This is a genomic window from Gordonia sp. (in: high G+C Gram-positive bacteria), from assembly GCF_049647785.1.
Classification (GTDB): Bacteria; Actinomycetota; Actinomycetes; order Mycobacteriales; family Mycobacteriaceae; genus Gordonia.
Genome location: NZ_JBARYI010000091.1, coordinates 1 through 16,417 on the forward strand (window position 1 = coordinate 1; position 16,417 = coordinate 16,417).

The window sequence follows — 16,417 nt, forward strand, 5'->3', positions numbered from 1 at the left end:
CTACACGTCTGACGTGTAGCGGGAACGCACGCATCATGCGAGAACACCCGGGGAGTGGGTTGTCGCACCAACGAGAGAAGGTCCGCACCTTTCGGTACGGACCTTCTCTTTTCTGTAGCCCCGACGGGATTCGAACCCGCGCTACCGCCTTGAGAGGGCGGCGTCCTAGGCCGCTAGACGACGGGGCCCTAGGAAAACATTCAATTGTAAAGTGCACAGAGAACTACCTCTGTGAACTTCGCTGGGGTACCAGGACTCGAACCTAGAATGGCGGTACCAGAAACCGCTGTGTTGCCAATTACACCATACCCCAAGGTATTGCCCCGAAATCCGCCAAGACGCTGTGGTCGCGGCGCTTTTCGAGCCGGGAAGAACAATACCAAGAACCCCCTACCCAAACACAAATCGGCTGGTCAGAGGCCACAATTTCAGCCCGACGACGAGGGCGCAGCTATTGCGCAGCCATCGAGGCTGCGAGCTCGCGCGCACCGCGCAGTCGGGCGATCGTCTTCTCCCGACCGAGCAATTCCATCGACTCGTACAGGGGCGGGCTCACCGCAGCACCCGTGACACCAACGCGGACCGGACCGAAGGCCTTGCGGGGCTTCAGTTCCATCTCGTCAATGAGCGCCGCTTTCAAACCAGCTTCGAGAGTCGGGGTGTCCCAGGTGTCGACCGACTCACAGACGGCGATAGTGGCATCAAGGACGGCCGTGGCCTCGCCGCCGAAGTTCTTCTGCACCGACTTCTCGTCGTAGACGAAGTCCTCGTCGGAGACGAACAGGAACTTAATCAGGCCCCACGCATCGCTAAGCACCTGAATGCGGGTCTGCACGAGATCGGCAATAACAGCCCACTTGGCGGGCTCGACGGGCTCCGATAGGTTGCCAGCGTTGATCAGGAACGTCTCTAGGCGCGCGGCAAAGTCAGCGGGGTCCAGACGGCGGATGTGCTCGGCATTGATCGAGTCAGCCTTTCGCTGATCAAAGCGTGCCGGGTTCGAGTTCACATTGCGAACGTCGAAGGCCTCGATCATTTCCTCAATCGAGAAGATGTCTTCGTCGCCCGAAAAACCCCACCCGAGGAGCGCCAGATAGTTGATCAAGCCTTCTGGAATGAAACCGCGGTCGCGGTGGTGGAACAGGCTCGACTCGGGATCCCGCTTCGAAAGCTTCTTGTTTCCCTCGCCCATCACGAATGGCAGGTGCCCGAACTCCGGCACTGCATCGGCAATACCCAAGCGCATGAGGGCCTGGTACAGCGCGATCTGGCGCGGAGTCGACGACAGCAGATCCTCACCGCGCAGGACATGCGTGATCTTCATCATCGCGTCGTCGACCGGGTTCACCAGCGTGTACAGCGGGTCACCGTTGCCGCGGGTCAACGCAAAGTCGGGAACCGTTCCCGCCTTGATCGTGGTGGTGCCGCGCACCAGATCGGTCCAGCTGATGTCTTCGGCGGGCATGCGGAGTCGAACCACCGGATTGCGACCCTCGGCCCGATAGGCGGCACGCTGCTCGTCGGTGAGGTCACGATCGAAGTTGTCGTAGCCAAGCTTCGGGTCGCGTCCGGCGGCCTTGTGGCGAGCCTCGACTTCCTCATTGGTCGAGTACGCCTCGTAGGCCTCCCCCGCCTCGAGCAACTGAGCGACGACGTCAAGATGCGTCTGCTTGCGCTCGGACTGGCGGTACGGACCGTACGGGCCACCAACTTCGGGACCTTCATCCCATTCCAGACCCAGCCAGCGCAGCGCGTCGAGGATCGCATCGTACGACTCCTGCGTGTCACGAGCCGCGTCAGTGTCCTCAATGCGGAAGACGAAGGTACCGCCGTCGTGGCGGGCCTGCGCAAAGTTGAACAACGCCGTGCGGGCGAGGCCGACGTGCGGGGTTCCGGTGGGTGACGGGCAGAAGCGGACGCGAACGTTTGCGGCACTGGTCATGCCCACAATGTTAGTCAGTGTGCCGACTACCATCGAGGCGGCCCGTCCACCGGCCTCACCGATTGCTGTCGAAGAACTCCAAGATCAACGAATTCACTTCGTCCGGCCGCTCAATGTAGCCGTAGTGTCCGGCCCGCTCGATAACCCGGTGCACCGCCCCGGGGATCGCCTCAGCCACCTCTTTCGCCAGATACGGCGGCAGCGTCCGATCATCTGCGAACCCAACCACCAAGCACGGCACGGCGATCGCCCGGTACGCGGCGAGACGATTCTGTTCGCGGTCGTGGAGGTCGAGTTGGGCGCGGACACCCGGCGAACGGGTCTGACCACTGAATCCGATGATATCGAGCCAGTCGCGCGCCGCGCGATCGTCGGACAGCGTATGCGGCGACAGATTCATGTGTGCAGTCAGAGCCGCGTGGTACGACTCGGGCAGCGTGATGTTTTTATCGATCAGTTCACGTTCGCCCTGCGAAACGGCCTCAAGCATTGGGGTGGGACGCCCATAGGTCGCGAGCATTACCGCAGCCTTCACCAGATCAGGTCGAGAGAGCGCCAACTCTTGCGTGATTCGCGCACCGAGTGAAGTCCCCACGACGAGCGCCGGGCCACCGAGGTGCTCGATGAGCGCGGCGGTGTCGGCGACCATGTCGGCCAGGGTGAAGCCTTGGGCACACTCGCTCGACGGCGCGATCCCTCGATTGTCGAAGGTCACCACGCGATAGCCTGCCTTGACCAGCGCTGGCTGTTGGTGCGCGTGCCACACGCGTCCGGGGCTACCCGTGCCCATGACCATCACGACCAGCGGGCCGACACCAACGTCGGTGTACGACACGGTGATTGAGTTCAGGGTGGCAGTCTGCGGCCGAACCGCACCGGGTCGGGTCACTTGTCGATAACCGGATTGCTGAGGGTGCCGATCCCTTCGACCGTCACCGATACGCGCTGGCCGGCAGTCATGGGGCCGATACCTTCCGGGGTGCCGGTCAGGATGACGTCGCCGGGAAGCAAGGTCATGACGCGCGACACCCATTCGACGATTTCGCCGACGCTGTGCAGCATCAGCGAGGTCCGACTCGCCTGCTTGGTCTCGCCGTCGAGCTGGGTGCTGATGGCGACGTCTTCGGGATTGAGATCGGTGACGATCCACGGGCCGAGCGGGCAGAACGTGTCGTAGCCCTTTCCACGGGTCCACTGGCCGTCGTACTTCTGCTGATCACGTTCGGTGACGTCGTTGGCGACGGTGTAGCCGAGGATGAAGTCCTTGGCCTTGGCTGCGGGGATGTCCTTGCCCGGACGGCCGATGACGATGGCAAGTTCACCTTCGTAGTCGACGCGAGTGGCACCGCGAGGGCGCACGATCGGGGCTTCCGGTCCGACGATCGAGGTGTTGGGCTTCATGAAGATGACGGGGTCGGCCGGGGCCTCGGATCCCATCTCGGCCGCGTGGGCGGCGTAGTTCTTGCCGATCGCGATGATCTTGGTCGCGAGGATCGGCGCGAGAAGGCGCGTGTCGGACAGCGGCCACGACCGGCCGGTGAAGGTGGGATCACCGAAGGGATGCTCGGCGATCTCGCGGGCGGTTTCGCTTCCTTCCGCACCTTCGATCGCTACGAATGCGACGCCGTCAGGACTGGCAATACGACCCAATTTCATACCCTCAAGGCTAACGTACCCATGTCGATGTTTTACACTATGGAACACAAGTTTCACTATGTGAGACACAATTGAACGGTGGCGCGATAGCCTCGACGCGGACGAAAAGGAGTCCACAGATGCCCAACACCGACGGTGCCACGGCCAACATCTCCAACGCCCGCGCGTGGACCATGCTCGCGTGCGCACTCATCGCCGCTATGACCACCACGTGCGCCACCGCCGGCGTCGCCTACGTGATCCCCGAACTACACCGGGCGCACGCGATGTCGCTCTCGTCAGCGGCCACCCTGGCGGCCATTCCGACCATCGGCCTGACGCTGACGATCATTGCCTGGGGCGCGGCCTTGGATCGCTTCGGTGAACGACGCGTCCTCCTGGTATCGCTGCTAATCACCCTGGCGGGTACCGTCGCCACCTTGATCGCTGCGGCGGTGGGTGCCGGATTCACCACGCTCGCCGCGGGCCTGCTGATCGCCGGTCTCGGTGCCGGTGCCGCGAACGGCGCGAGCGGCCGGATCGTCGTGGGGTGGTTTCCCGCTTCTCAGCGCGGGACCGCGATGGGCATCCGCCAGATGGCGCAACCCCTCGGAATCGCGGTATGCGCCTTAACTATGCCGGTGTTGGCCGCAACTGCCGGCTTGGTCGCAGCATTCGCTGTGCCCGTCGTCGTCACGACCGTCGGACTGATCGCCGTGGTCTTCGGGATCGTCGATCCACCATTGGAACGGGCCACCGGTCACCCTGGCGCAGCGGCCAACCCGTACCGCGCGTCGTCGTTCCTGCAGCGCGTCCACGCGGTCAGTGTCCTGCTGGTGATCCCGCAGTCGATGCTGTGGACATTTGTGCCCGCATGGCTAATCGTTGGGCACGGGTGGTCTCCGCTGAGTGCGGGAATCCTGGTGACCGCCACCCAAGTGGTCGGTGCCGTCGGCCGAATTGTCGCTGGCCGTATTTCCGACGTGTGGGGTTCCCGCATGCGCCCGATCCGGGCAATTGCGGTCGCCGCCGGTGCCACGACCGCACTGCTGGCCCTGGCCGACTGGTTGAATTCACCTCTCGCCGCCGCGGTGATGGTATTAGCCAGCATCAGTTCGGTTGCCGACAATGGACTGGCCTTCACCGCCATCGCCGAGTTCGCGGGCGGATCGTGGAGTGGCCGAGCCCTCGGTGTCCAGAACACGGCGCAGTACGTGACGACGGCAGCCAGCACACCGGTATTGGGAGCACTCATCCAAGCCGCAGGCTATCCGGCGGCGTTTGCCGTGAGTGCGATCGCTCCGCTGATCGCCGTCGGGTTAGTCCCCAAAGACGCAACGCCTCGGATCAGTGAGACACCAGTGCGTTGAGGATGCCAGCCGCTTCGACTGCGCCGTCGACGACGACCAACTCGCGACGGTCGTCCCCGACGACCAGCAACGCCTCCCCCGACCGCAGCACGAAGCCCTTAACCCCGCGGAGTTCGCCTCGGCCTGCCACCCGGTAGCCCCAGCCACCGAAATCACGGAATCCGTTGACGTTCACCACTTCCGCGCGTCGGATGTCGGCAAGCGCCATATCGATCTTGGGCCAGCCGAGCGAGTTGTGCGCGTGGAATCCGTCGCTCGAGACGGTGACCTTGATTGACCCCATCAAGCCCAAGCTGACAATAGCCACCAACACGGCCAAGCCGAGCAGGAACCAGCTGGTCATCACCACCCCGAGCCCGATCAGCACGGCGACAGAGGCACCCATGGCCACGAGTCCCGTAACGCCAGCAGATGCCGTTCCCTGCCACTCGCGGCGGCCGTCGTGCGCGACGGGCACCTCACCGAGCGCCTTCGTACGGCCGTAGTCACTAGCGCGAGCTGGCGTCGATAGTCCAGCACCGATGCCGATCAGCAGCGAAATCAGGCCGCAAACAACCATCACCCAGTTCGGGGCCGTCGCCTCGGCCGCGTCGGCGAGCCCGCGTTGCCTCGCGGTGATCCACACTTCGGTCGCGATGATGAACACTGCGGTGCCGGTACCGATCCCGACGAGGATACGACTGGTAGTCGTGTCTTTGGCAATGAAGGCACCGTATGCGGCGATCAAGGCACCAACGACTGCCGTGGTCGCGGCGATGAGGATGACGTTGGTCAGCGACGAGAAGCCGTCTGCGCCGCCGTCCATGCCGAAGTGTGACGCCACCGGGTCGGGAAGCTTCCCCGACCACACGGCCAGCAACACACAGCCCACGACTCCGGCGACCACAGCAATCAGCGGCCCAACGGTCCTTTTCGCAGTTTCACCCATGGCCCAACCGTAGCGGTGCGGACCGACAGGACATAAATCGCTCACGGGACGAAAAAGGCCTTGGCCCGCCCGAATCATCGAGCGGCCCAAGGCCTTCAGTCGTTACTCGTGGATTGCTTACACGAGAGCGAGGATGCGAGCACCGACCTCGTCGGTGGCACCGCGCTCGCTGCCGCGGGAGGCGACGTCTTGGGCGACGGCCTTCTCCACGCGCTCAGCACCTTCGTTGTCGCCGAGGTGACGCAGGAGCAGTGCCACGGACAAGATGGCCGCAGTCGGGTCGGCGATGTTCTGGCCCGCGATATCGGGGGCACTACCGTGGACCGGCTCAAACATCGACGGGCTGACGCCGCTGGCATCGATGTTGCCCGACGCCGCCAAACCGATGCCGCCGGAAACGGCAGCGGCCAGGTCGGTGATGATGTCGCCGAACAGGTTGTCGGTGACGATCACGTCAAAGCGGCCCGGATCGGTGACCATGAAGATGGTCGCCGCATCGATGTGCAGGTAGTCGGTGGTGACCTCGGGGAACTCGGTGCCGACTTCTTCGACGGTCCGCGCCCACATGGAGCCAGCGAAGGTGAGGACGTTGTTCTTGTGGACCAACGTCAGCTTCTTGCCGCGGGCCTGCGCGCGAGCGAACGCATCGCGAACCACGCGCTCAATACCGAAGCGAGTGTTGACGCTGACCTCGGTGGCGACCTCGTTGGGAGTGCCGACGCGGATGGCGCCACCGTTACCGGTGTACGGGCCCTCGGTGCCTTCGCGAACGACGATGAAGTCGATCTTCGGGTTCCCGGCCAGCGGCGACTGCACGCCGTCGAACAGGAACGACGGTCGCAGGTTGACGTGGTGATCCATGATGAAACGCAGTTTCAGCAGGAAGCCGCGTTCCAGGACACCCGACGGCACCGACGGATCGCCGATCGCGCCGAGGAGGATCGCGTCGTGCTCGCGCAGCGATGCGACGTCTTCGTCGGTCAGCAGCACACCGGTGTCGTGGTAGCGGCGTGCACCGAAATCAAACTCGGTGGTCGTGACGTCAGGATGCAGCTTGCGCAGCACGTTCAACGCCTGGGCGACGACCTCTGGTCCAATGCCGTCACCGGGGATGACAGCGAGATTCATCGGCTTGCTCATCCGAGGTTCACCTGCTTAATCAGGGTGGCCGAGACTGCATCGCCGACCGAAGCCAGCAGCGCGTCGTCGAGCTCACGGTCGAGGCGGAGGATCATCGTGGCACCTTCGCCATCAACGTCTTGCGCAAGTGCGGCGGCCTCGATGTCGACGCTGGCACCGCCGAGGACGGTACCGATCTTGCCGAGCGAGCCCGGCTGGTCGGCGTAGCTGACCAGCAGGTTGCGGCCTTCGGCGCGGAGGTCGAAGTTGCGGCCGTTGATGTTGACGATCTTCTGGACCTGCTGCGGCTCGGTCAGGGTGCCTGCCACGTTGACGATGCTGCCGTCGGCGAACACGGCGCGCACGTCGACCTGGCTGCGGTGGTTGGGGCTTTCGGTTTCGGTGACGACCTCGTGGGTGACGCCACGCTCGCCGGCAACTGCCGGGGCGTTGACGAAGGTGACGGGCTCGTCGACGACGGCCGAGAACAGTCCGCGCAGCGCCGAGAGTCCGAGGACGTCGACCGGGTTGGCGGACAATTCGCCGCGCACCTCGACGGTCAGGTGGGTCGGCATGCCGCCAGCGACGACGCCCGCGAGGAGGCCGAGCTTGCGGGACAGTTCCAACCAGGGAGCGACTTCGTCGTCGACCGGGCCACCGGTGATGTTGACGGCGTCGGGAACGAAGTGCCCTGCGAGGGCCAGCTTGACGCTCGCGGCGACGTCGGTGCCCGCGCGGTCCTGTGCTTCGGCGGTCGAAGCGCCAAGGTGCGGGGTCACGACAACCTGGTCGAGTTCGAACAACGGCGAATCGGTGCACGGTTCGGTGTTAAACACGTCGAGGCCAGCGCCGCGGACCTTGCCGGAGCGGATGGCGTCGGCGAGCGCCTGCTCGTCGATGAGGCCACCGCGGGCGGCGTTGATGATGATGACGCCGTCCTTCACCTTGGCCAGTGCGTCCGGGCCGATGAGGCCGGCGGTCTCCTTCGTCTTGGGCAGGTGGACGGTGATGAAGTCCGAACGCTCGAGGACCTCGTCGAGCGAGACGAGCTCGATGCCGAGCTGTGCGGCGCGGGCGGCCGAGGCGTAGGGGTCGTACGCGATGATCTTGGTTTCGAAGGCGGCAAGACGCTGCGCGACGAGCTGGCCGATGCGGCCCAAGCCAACGACGCCGACGGTCTTGTCGAAGAGTTCAACGCCGGAGAACGACGAACGCTTCCAGGTGTGCTCCTTCAGGGTCGCGTCGGCTGCGGGGACCTGACGAGCGGTTGCCATCAGCAGTGCGACGGCATGCTCTGCGGCCGAGTGAATGTTGGAGGTCGGGGCGTTGACCACCATGACGCCGCGCTCGGTGGCTGAGGGCACATCGACGTTATCGAGGCCAACGCCTGCGCGGGCGATGATCTTCAGGTTCTTGCCTGCGTCGAGAACCTCAGCGTCGACCGTGGTGGCCGAGCGCACCAGGATGGCGTCGGCGTCGACGACCGCCTCCAGGAGTTTCGGACGATCGGGGCCGTCGACCCACCGAACTTCTACGTCGGAGCCGAGGGCTTCCACCGTCGAAGGGGCGAGCTTGTCAGCAATGAGGACAACGGGACGGCCGGTTTCGGTCACTACTTTCTCCAGGTTTCTTCCGGTGAAGAGTGCCACGTCCGGCACCCGAGATTTCCCTACTATGGTAGGTCGCCGAGGCCCGCCAAGCACAGTTGGCCTCAACTGAATGTGGTGTCCGACACGTCGGGCCTGTACCCTTCGTTAGGCGTCTCAATTCCGTCACAACCTTCTCGCAAGTGATGGAACACATTGGTGGTCGCTGGCAAGGCACCTACAGTTGGCACGTCGCCGTTGTCGCGGCCAGCAGCAATAAACGTACTGAGCGGAGATCTTTTATGAAGAAGTCGATGGTGCTGCTTGCAGTCATCGCAGCGGCGTTGATGTCGCTGGTGGGGTTCGGAACTGCTGAAGCTGCGCCGAAGGTTCCGCTTGGTGGCGGCTCCGGAATCCTGGTTTTGAAGGGCGGGAACACTGCTGCAGCGTGCACGGTGACGACTGTCGGACGCCCTACGGCTGGCGCAAATAAGGGCGAGCTGATCGGCATTACCGCAGGTCACTGTGGCAAGCGTGGCCAGAAGGTCTACTCCGAGCGCTACCAGAACCGCGGCCAGATTGGCACCATCGCGTACACCGCTTCGGATATTGACGTCGCCGTGATTGACCTCGACGAGAGCAAGGTTGCTCCGGTTCGCACCGTGAACGGCGTGACGATCCGCCGCGTCAACACGGCACCCGTGCAGTTCCCGACCATCCTGTGCAAGGAAGGCCGCACCACGGGTAACACCTGCGGAATCACCTGGTTCTCGGACGGCTACTCGCATTTCAGCCAGATGTGCGTCATCGAAGGCGACTCGGGTAGCCCGGTTGTCGTCGGCGATCAGTTGGTCGGCATGGTCAACGCCTACTACTTCGTCTCTTGCCTCGGCCCGGAGACCGGAACCAACATCAAGACGATCCTGAACCGCTTGAACAAGATCGGCTACAACAACTTCAAGGTCATCTGACCGACTTGATCGAAAGGCCCCGACCGCACAGCGGTCGGGGCCTTCTTCGTTCTCGCACCACTTCTGGTTGTCACATTTGGTCGCGACATGTGCGACAACCGGAAGTGGTGCGATAAGGGACTAGCTTGCCTCGATCGCGTCGCGGATCTTGCTTTCGACGTGCTTGACGCCCTGTTCGGCGAAGGGCCCGATGAGGCCGCCGAGGACTTTGCCAGCGAGCCCGCCGGGCAACGTGTAGCCGAAGCGGACGCTCAGAATCGTGGTGCCGGGCTCGTCGCCGTCGGCGAAGGCCCAGTCGGTGTCGGCGCCGAAGCCCTTTACGGAGGCGAGTTTGATCAGTTCACCGTCGACCCATTCGGTGCAGCGAACGGTTGACGCGAGCTCTTTAGGGCCGACTTTGATGGCGGTCGAGAACTCTGCCCCGAGCCCGTGGTCGATGTCGGTGGTCGGCGTGAAGCGGTCGACGCCGAACATGTAGTCGGGTACGTTCCGGTAGTCGTCGACGTAGGCAAAAACCTTCTCGCGCGGACTGTTGATCACTGCTTCGTGGCGTACTTCGCCCATCTCACTTCTCCCCTAGTAATGGCCCCAACTAACACTGCAGAGCATTCCGCAGATCATAAGCGACACCGCAAACGACGACGCAAACAGGCTTGGGCGGGGGCAGCTTTCTGAAGCCCCCACAGTGACAGCGCGCTAGCGGACATCTCGGGGGCGTAGCCCCCTGCCACGGGTCTTAATCCAATTGAGTGCCCCACCCCTGCTGGATCCCGTTGCCGTCGTCCCAAACCGAGCTGCTCGTCCTCAACGGTTGTTGCTTGGGTCGTTTGGGTGGCGGGTTGTAGTGCTCCGGGCGAACGAGAGTCCACCGGTCACGTGCTGGAGGCACCGCATTGTTTGCACCTGCATCAGGTGCGGCCAGCGCTGGTGGTTAATTCCCAGAACCTGACACCGAACATGCTTTCAAAGCATGTTCGACCTACGATCTGCGGACGTCAGGGGCGGTAAGTTTGCGATTCTGTACACACGTTTTGACCTTTAGCCCCCAAACAAATACTCAAGGCACCGTCGGAAGGAATCCAACGGTGCCTTGAGTTGCACGAGGCGAGGCTGAGACTAAGCAGTCTCGGTGATCGGACGATCGACCCAGCTCATCAGGTCGCGAAGCTTCTGACCCGTGACCTCGATCGGGTGCTCAGCGTTCTCCTTGCGGAGACCTTCGAGCTCCTTGTTGCCGCCTTCGACGTTGGCGACGAGGCGCTTGACGAAGGTGCCGTCCTGGATGTCGGACAGGATCGCCTTCATGCGCTCCTTGGTGTCGGCGTCGATGACGCGGGGGCCCGACAGGTAGCCGCCGAACTCTGCGGTGTCAGACACCGAGTAGTTCATGCGGGCGATGCCACCCTCGTACATGAGGTCGACGATGAGCTTGAGCTCATGGAGGCACTCGAAGTAGGCCATCTCGGGGGCGTAACCGGCCTCGATGAGGACCTCGAAGCCGGTCTTGACGAGTTCTTCGGTGCCACCGCAGAGAACGGCCTGCTCGCCGAAGAGGTCGGTCTCGGTCTCTTCCTTGAAGTCGGTCTTGATGACGCCTGCGCGGGTGCCGCCGATGCCCTTGGCGTAGCTGAGCGCGAGCGCCTGGCCTTCGCCCTTGGGGTCCTGGTGGACGGCAATGAGGGCGGGGACGCCCTTGCCGTCGACGAACTGGCGACGAACGAGGTGTCCGGGGCCCTTGGGTGCAACCATGGCGATGGTCACGTTGGCCGGGGGCTTGATCAGCCCGAAGTGGATGTTGAGTCCGTGGCCGAAGAACAGCGCGTCGCCGTCGTTCAGGTTGGGCTCAATGTCTTCGGTGAAGATCTGCGCCTGGCTGGTATCGGGAGCGAGGAGCATGATGACGTCGGCCCAGGCTGCTGCCTCGGCGGTGCCCATGACCTTGAGGCCCTGCTCTTCTGCCTTTTCGCGCGACTTGGAGCCTTCGCGCAGGCCGATCGCGACATCGACACCCGAGTCACGGAGCGACAGCGAGTGCGCGTGGCCCTGGCTGCCGTATCCGATCACGGCGACCTTGCGGCCCTGGATGATCGACAGATCGGCATCGTCGTCGTAGAACATCTCGACTGCCACAGTTAAATCCCTTCGGTACTTCCCATAAAAATTTGGGCTTGTCTGGAAAAGCTTTTCGGTCGTCGCCGACCGTTCTAACGTCATGACCATTCAACCGCGTGGGGGTTGCGGTGGCCACGACCGGGGTCGTCACCGAGCGGTCAGCGGTGTGCCGACATGCTCTTGGGTCCTCGACCCAGGGTGACGCTGCCCGATTGTGCAATCTCGCGGATGCCGTACGGGTCCAGCATGCGCAGGAGTGCGTCGAGTTTGTCGTCCGTGCCGGTTGCTTCGACGGTGACCGACTCCGGCGAGACGTCAACGACCTTGGCGCGGAACAGGTTTACGACATCGATCACTTCGCTGCGGTTGGTGGCGTCAGCGCGGATCTTGACCAACATCAGCTCGCGGGAAACCGAGTTCTCCGGTTCCTGCTCGACGATCTTGATGACGTTGATGAGCTTGTTGAGCTGCTTCGTGACCTGCTCGAGGGGGAAGTCCTCGACGGAGACCATGATGGTCATGCGCGAGATGCCCTTGAGTTCGGTGGGGCCCACGGCGAGGGATTCGATGTTGAATCCGCGGCGGGAGAATAGGCCGGAGACGCGAGCCAGGACGCCGGGTCGGTCTTCGACCAGGACGCTCAGAGTATGGGTGCTCACTTGTCGTTCCCTTCGGTGTCTGCCTGCGAACGGTCGATGACCGCGTCGGTATCGACAGGGTCGCCCGCCAGTTCTTCATCGTCGAACAGCGGACGGATATTGCGTGCGGCCATGATTTCGTCGTTGCCGGTTCCGGCGGCGACCATCGGCCACACCTGTGCGTCCTTGCCGACGATGAAGTCGATGACGACGGGACGGTCGTTAATTTCGCGGGCCTTGGCGATAGCCGGTGCGACGTCTTCTTCACGTTCGACGCGGAATGCGACGCAGCCGAGAGCCTCACCGAGCTTGACGAAGTCGGGGATCATCCGCGAGTGGGTCGACAGGTCGGTATTGGAGTACCGCTCGTCGTAGAACAGCGTCTGCCACTGGCGGACCATGCCCAGGTTGCCGTTGTTGATCAGCGCGACCTTGATCGGGAGACCTTCGATGGCACACGTAGCGAGCTCTTGGTTCGTCATCTGGAAGCAGCCGTCGCCGTCGATGGCCCAGACTTCCTTCTCCGGTGCGGCGGCCTTGGCCCCCATCGCCGCCGGAACCGAATAGCCCATGGTGCCAAGACCACCCGAGTTCAGCCACGAACGCGGCTTCTCGTACTTGATGAACTGGGCAGCCCACATCTGGTGCTGGCCGACGCCGGCCACGAACACGCCGTCCGGTCCGACCATGTTGCCGAGGGTTTCGATGACGAACTCCGGCGACATGGAACCGTCCGACTGGCCGTCGTAGCTCAGCGGGTAGGTGTCGCGGAGGCCCTTGAGGTAGGTCCACCACTCGGTCATCTCCGGCTTGCTGCCGCCGGCGGCAAGATCGGTGCGGATCGCCTCGAGCAGGTCGATGATGACGGCCTTGGCGTCGCCAACGATCGGGACATCGACGTCACGGTTTTTGCCGATCTCGGCGGGGTCGACGTCGGCGTGGATCACCTTGGCGTCGGGCGCAAACGAGTTGAGCTGGCCGGTGACGCGGTCGTCGAAGCGGGCGCCGAGGGTGATCAGCAGGTCGCTGCGCTGCAGCGCGCCGACTGCGCCGACGGTGCCGTGCATGCCGGGCATACCCATGTGCAGCTCGTGGCTGTCCGGGAATGCGCCGCGCGCCATCAGGGTGGTGACGACGGGGATGCCGGTCAGTTCGGCGAGTTCGAGAAGTTCCTCGGAGGCCTCGGCCTTGATGATGCCGCCACCGACGTACAGCACGGGACGCTGCGACTGCGCGATCATGCGTGCCGCTTCCCGGATCTGCTTGCCGTGCGGCTTGATGACGGGACGGTAGCCGGGGAGTTCAAACTGCGGTGGCCACGAGAACGTGGTCTGCGCCTGCAGGATGTCCTTCGGGATGTCGACGAGGACGGCCCCCGGTCGGCCTGATTCGGCGATGTAGAAGGCCTCCGCGATAACGCGAGGAATATCGATCGCCGAGCTCACCAGGAAGTTGTGCTTCGTGATGGGCATGGTGATGCCGGAGATATCAGCTTCCTGGAACCCGTCGGTGCCGATCAAGGCCGTGCCGACCTGGCCGGTGATTGCGACAACCGGAACCGAGTCCATCTGGGCGTCGGCGAGCGGGGTCACCAGGTTGGTGGCTCCGGGTCCCGACGTCGCCATCATGACGCCTGCACGGCCTGCGACCTGCGCGTACCCGGTGGCTGCGTGACCGGCACCCTGCTCGTGACGGACCAGCACGTGGCGGACCTTCGTCGAGTCGAGCAACGGATCGTAAACCGGGAGCACTGCGCCGCCCGGAATGCCGAAAACGACCTCAACGCCAAGCTCTTCAAGCGACCGAACTACCGACTGCGCACCGGTGACGCGTTCGGGTGCCACAACGGCACTCGGCGAACTCATGCCCTCGGTGGACGGCGACTGCGGTCGGGTCGACGACCCGCGTGCTGTTGGAGTACTCACTGCACGATCCTCATCCTCTTGTGTTTGGCCTGTTCTGTTGCACTGCTCACGCTTCCCCGCTCAGGCCCTCGCGGTCACTTTCGACCGGTTCCTGGCAAGAAAAAACCCTCGCCAGCGAGGCTGTGCGAGGGGCGCGTCGTAATTGATCTCGAAGGTTCACGAAGTGACCGATCAGGCGTCGACGCGCCTACCGATTACTACGAGAAGTTTCTGATTCATCACGAGACAAAAATAGGACAGGACCAATGGTTACGTCAAATCGTCGCCGGTGATGACGCTACTTTGGCCGCTCCGCGGAGGTCCGCGCACGCGCCCCGCGTGAGAGAATGGACCATATGACGCAGTCCCCTCACGTTTTCACCATCTCCAAACTCGCGTACTTCGCTGTCCCGGTCGCGCTGCTTCTCGTTCTCATGCTGATGGGCATCTCTGTGCCCGGCTTCGCGTGGACCATCGTGGTCCCCCTGGCGCTGATTTGGTGGATTCGCCGCCTCAAGACCGTCGTCGACGAACAAGGCATCACCGCAGTCGGCACCTTCAAGACGGTTCGCATTCCGTGGCACGACGTGAACGGTTTGCGTTTCCCGAAGTGGAGCCCGGTCTGCGTCGTACTGAACGACGACTCTTCCGTGCGACTACCCTCAGTCAGTTTCAATGATTTGCCCGCCCTGGCAAAGGCGAGCGGCGGCCGAGTCCCCGACCCGTTCGCCGCTGAGCGGGAAGCCCGTCTGGCCGCCGACTAGCCGTGGCGGTCGTTTCAGTCCGGCAGTTGCAGAGTGCCATAAACGACGGTGACCTCGCCGAAGTTGGTCAGCAGTTGTCGCTGCTGGCCCCGCAAGATGCGGCAGCCATGCTCGACGCGATGGATTCCGGCGACCGGACTATCGCCTTTCGGCTCCTTGCCAAAGATGACGCCGTCCACGTTTTTGACGACCTCAGCCCCGGTGCTCAAGCGGCGCTCATCAAGTCATTGGGGACCGCCGAAGTGGTTGACGCCTTCGACCACCTCGACCCCGATGACCGTGCAGAACTGCTCGACGAACTCCCTGCGACGGTCGCGACGTCCTTGATTCGCAGCCTGTCCCCCGCTGAACGCGAAGCGACGGCCGTTGTTCTTGGCTTTGCCCGCGGATCGGTGGGCCGCCGGATGAGTCCGGAGTTTGTGCACGTGTTCCCCGACGACACGTGTGCGACGGCAATCGGTCGTATCAAGGCGGGCGGTCGGGATTCGGAAACCATCTATACGGTCCCGGTCGTTGACCATCAACGCCGCCTGGTCGGGGTCGTGAGCTTGCGAGATCTGCTGCTGTCGGATCCGGAGTCGCTCGTCGAGACGTACACCAAGGCGCCAATCTTCGCGTACGCCGACGAGAACGCCGAATCGGCCGCGCAACGCTGTATCGACCGCGCGGTCCTGGCGATGCCCGTCGTCGACGCCGAAGATCGTCTCTTGGGACTGCTGACCCTCGATGACGCCGCGGAAGTCGTCGAAGCCGCTCGCGACGAGGACGAGGCTCGCGCCGGTGCCCGCGAAGTCCTTAAGACGCCGTACTTGCAGGCCTCGGTGTTTGCGATCACGCGGGCACGGATCGTGTGGCTGTTCGTCTTGGCGATCTCGGCGATCTTGACGGTTAACGTGCTGGAGATCTTCGAGGGAACCTTGGAACAGCGCGTCGCATTGGCCCTATTCATCCCCCTGCTAACCGGCATTGGTGGCAACACCGGTTCCCAGGCCGCAACCACGGTGACCCGCGCCCTGGCAATTGACGAAGTCACCACGGCCGACGTCCTGCGGGTCGCAGGCAAGGAACTCAGTGTCGGAATCACCATGGGTTCGGCGCTGGGCTTAGTCGGCTTCCTAGTCGCTGGCATCGCCTACGACTTCGGCATCGGCACCGTCATCGGTTTGACGATCGTGTCAGTTTGTATGGTTGCTGCTACCGTCGGCGGCCTGATGCCGTTGATCGCCAGAACTGTGCGCGTCGACCCCGCAGTCTTCTCCACGCCGTTCATTTCCACCTTCTGCGACGCCACCGGCCTGGTCATCTATTTCATGATCGCTAAAACGGTGCTTGGCATCTGACGGGATTCGCGGCAGCGACCGCCGGGCCAAACGTGCTGTCCACCACCGGAAACGGTTGGCCATCGGGCGGCGCGTAATGTGGACTGCGTCCGATCAACAGCCCGTTCG

General features: G+C 63.4%; 14 protein-coding genes and 2 tRNA genes. 4 read left to right on the forward strand and 12 right to left on the reverse strand.

Going from position 1 to position 16,417, the window contains the following annotated elements; genetic code table 11:
* Positions 1-115: 115 nt before the first annotated feature.
* The 5 genes from WBA38_RS15825 to WBA38_RS15845 form a co-directional block, all read right to left on the reverse strand.
* Positions 116-188 (reverse strand) — tRNA-Glu (locus WBA38_RS15825).
* A 53-nt stretch (positions 189-241) separates the two neighbouring features.
* Positions 242-313, reverse strand: a tRNA-Gln gene (locus tag WBA38_RS15830).
* Positions 314-451: 138 nt separating this feature from the next.
* Complete coding sequence (gene gltX, locus WBA38_RS15835; RefSeq protein ID WP_424293253.1) at positions 452-1,942, reverse strand: glutamate--tRNA ligase; 1,491 nt, start codon at positions 1,940-1,942, stop codon at positions 452-454.
* A gap of 55 nt (positions 1,943-1,997) precedes the next feature.
* Positions 1,998-2,831 (reverse strand): alpha/beta fold hydrolase, encoded by an 834-nt coding sequence (locus WBA38_RS15840; protein ID WP_424293254.1) that lies wholly within the window; start codon positions 2,829-2,831, stop codon positions 1,998-2,000.
* Positions 2,828-3,598 carry a fumarylacetoacetate hydrolase family protein gene (locus WBA38_RS15845; RefSeq protein ID WP_424293255.1) on the reverse strand — a complete coding sequence of 257 codons (771 nt, stop codon included), beginning with the start codon at positions 3,596-3,598 and terminating at the stop codon, positions 2,828-2,830. The genes WBA38_RS15840 and WBA38_RS15845 overlap by 4 nt, the downstream gene beginning before the upstream one ends.
* Before the next feature lie 86 nt (positions 3,599-3,684).
* Here WBA38_RS15845 and WBA38_RS15850 point away from each other — a divergent pair, with 86 nt between their 5' ends.
* Entirely contained in the window at positions 3,685-4,947 is a 1,263-nt protein-coding gene (locus tag WBA38_RS15850) for an MFS transporter (protein WP_424323123.1), read from the forward strand.
* Here WBA38_RS15850 and WBA38_RS15855 read toward each other — a convergent pair.
* The 3 genes from WBA38_RS15855 to serA form a co-directional block, all read right to left on the reverse strand.
* Positions 4,925-5,875 carry a DUF1648 domain-containing protein gene (locus WBA38_RS15855; RefSeq protein WP_424323096.1) on the reverse strand — a complete coding sequence of 317 codons (951 nt, stop codon included), beginning with the start codon at positions 5,873-5,875 and terminating at the stop codon, positions 4,925-4,927. The two genes, WBA38_RS15850 and WBA38_RS15855, sit on opposite strands and share 23 nt — an antisense overlap.
* Before the next feature lie 117 nt (positions 5,876-5,992).
* Complete coding sequence (locus WBA38_RS15860) at positions 5,993-7,003, reverse strand: 3-isopropylmalate dehydrogenase (RefSeq protein ID WP_424293260.1); 1,011 nt, start codon at positions 7,001-7,003, stop codon at positions 5,993-5,995.
* Between the two features lie 8 nt (positions 7,004-7,011).
* Positions 7,012-8,607, reverse strand: coding sequence for a phosphoglycerate dehydrogenase (serA, locus tag WBA38_RS15865; RefSeq protein WP_424323097.1), 1,596 nt, complete (start codon positions 8,605-8,607; stop codon positions 7,012-7,014).
* 275 nt (positions 8,608-8,882) lie between these two features.
* Here serA and WBA38_RS15870 point away from each other — a divergent pair, with 275 nt between their 5' ends.
* Positions 8,883-9,551 carry a serine protease gene (locus WBA38_RS15870; RefSeq protein WP_424296975.1) on the forward strand — a complete coding sequence of 223 codons (669 nt, stop codon included), beginning with the start codon at positions 8,883-8,885 and terminating at the stop codon, positions 9,549-9,551.
* A gap of 120 nt (positions 9,552-9,671) precedes the next feature.
* On the opposite strand, the gene WBA38_RS15875 is transcribed toward WBA38_RS15870, so the two are convergent.
* From WBA38_RS15875 to WBA38_RS15890, 4 genes are all read right to left on the reverse strand, one after another.
* The gene (locus WBA38_RS15875; protein WP_424323098.1) at positions 9,672-10,115 is read right to left on the reverse strand and encodes an SRPBCC family protein; all 444 of its coding nucleotides are present in this window, start codon (positions 10,113-10,115) and stop codon (positions 9,672-9,674) included.
* 552 nt (positions 10,116-10,667) lie between these two features.
* On the reverse strand, positions 10,668-11,669 hold the full coding sequence (ilvC, locus tag WBA38_RS15880) for a ketol-acid reductoisomerase (RefSeq protein ID WP_424323124.1): 1,002 nt from the start codon (positions 11,667-11,669) through the stop codon (positions 10,668-10,670).
* A 152-nt stretch (positions 11,670-11,821) separates the two neighbouring features.
* A complete protein-coding gene (ilvN, locus tag WBA38_RS15885; RefSeq protein WP_424294876.1) occupies positions 11,822-12,322 on the reverse strand; it encodes an acetolactate synthase small subunit in 501 nt (166 codons plus the stop codon).
* Positions 12,319-14,226: an acetolactate synthase large subunit gene (locus WBA38_RS15890; protein ID WP_424323099.1), complete on the reverse strand. Its 1,908-nt coding sequence runs from the start codon at positions 14,224-14,226 to the stop codon at positions 12,319-12,321. Before WBA38_RS15890 ends, ilvN begins: the two co-directional genes overlap by 4 nt.
* 335 nt (positions 14,227-14,561) lie before the next feature.
* On the opposite strand from WBA38_RS15890, the gene WBA38_RS15895 reads away from it, so the two are divergent.
* Together WBA38_RS15895 and mgtE are read left to right on the forward strand one after the other, a co-directional pair.
* Positions 14,562-14,969 (forward strand): PH domain-containing protein, encoded by a 408-nt coding sequence (locus tag WBA38_RS15895; protein ID WP_424294879.1) that lies wholly within the window; start codon positions 14,562-14,564, stop codon positions 14,967-14,969.
* A 26-nt stretch (positions 14,970-14,995) separates the two neighbouring features.
* Positions 14,996-16,309, forward strand: coding sequence for a magnesium transporter (gene mgtE / locus WBA38_RS15900; protein WP_424294881.1), 1,314 nt, complete (start codon positions 14,996-14,998; stop codon positions 16,307-16,309).
* The last annotated feature ends 108 nt before the right edge of the window (positions 16,310-16,417 follow it).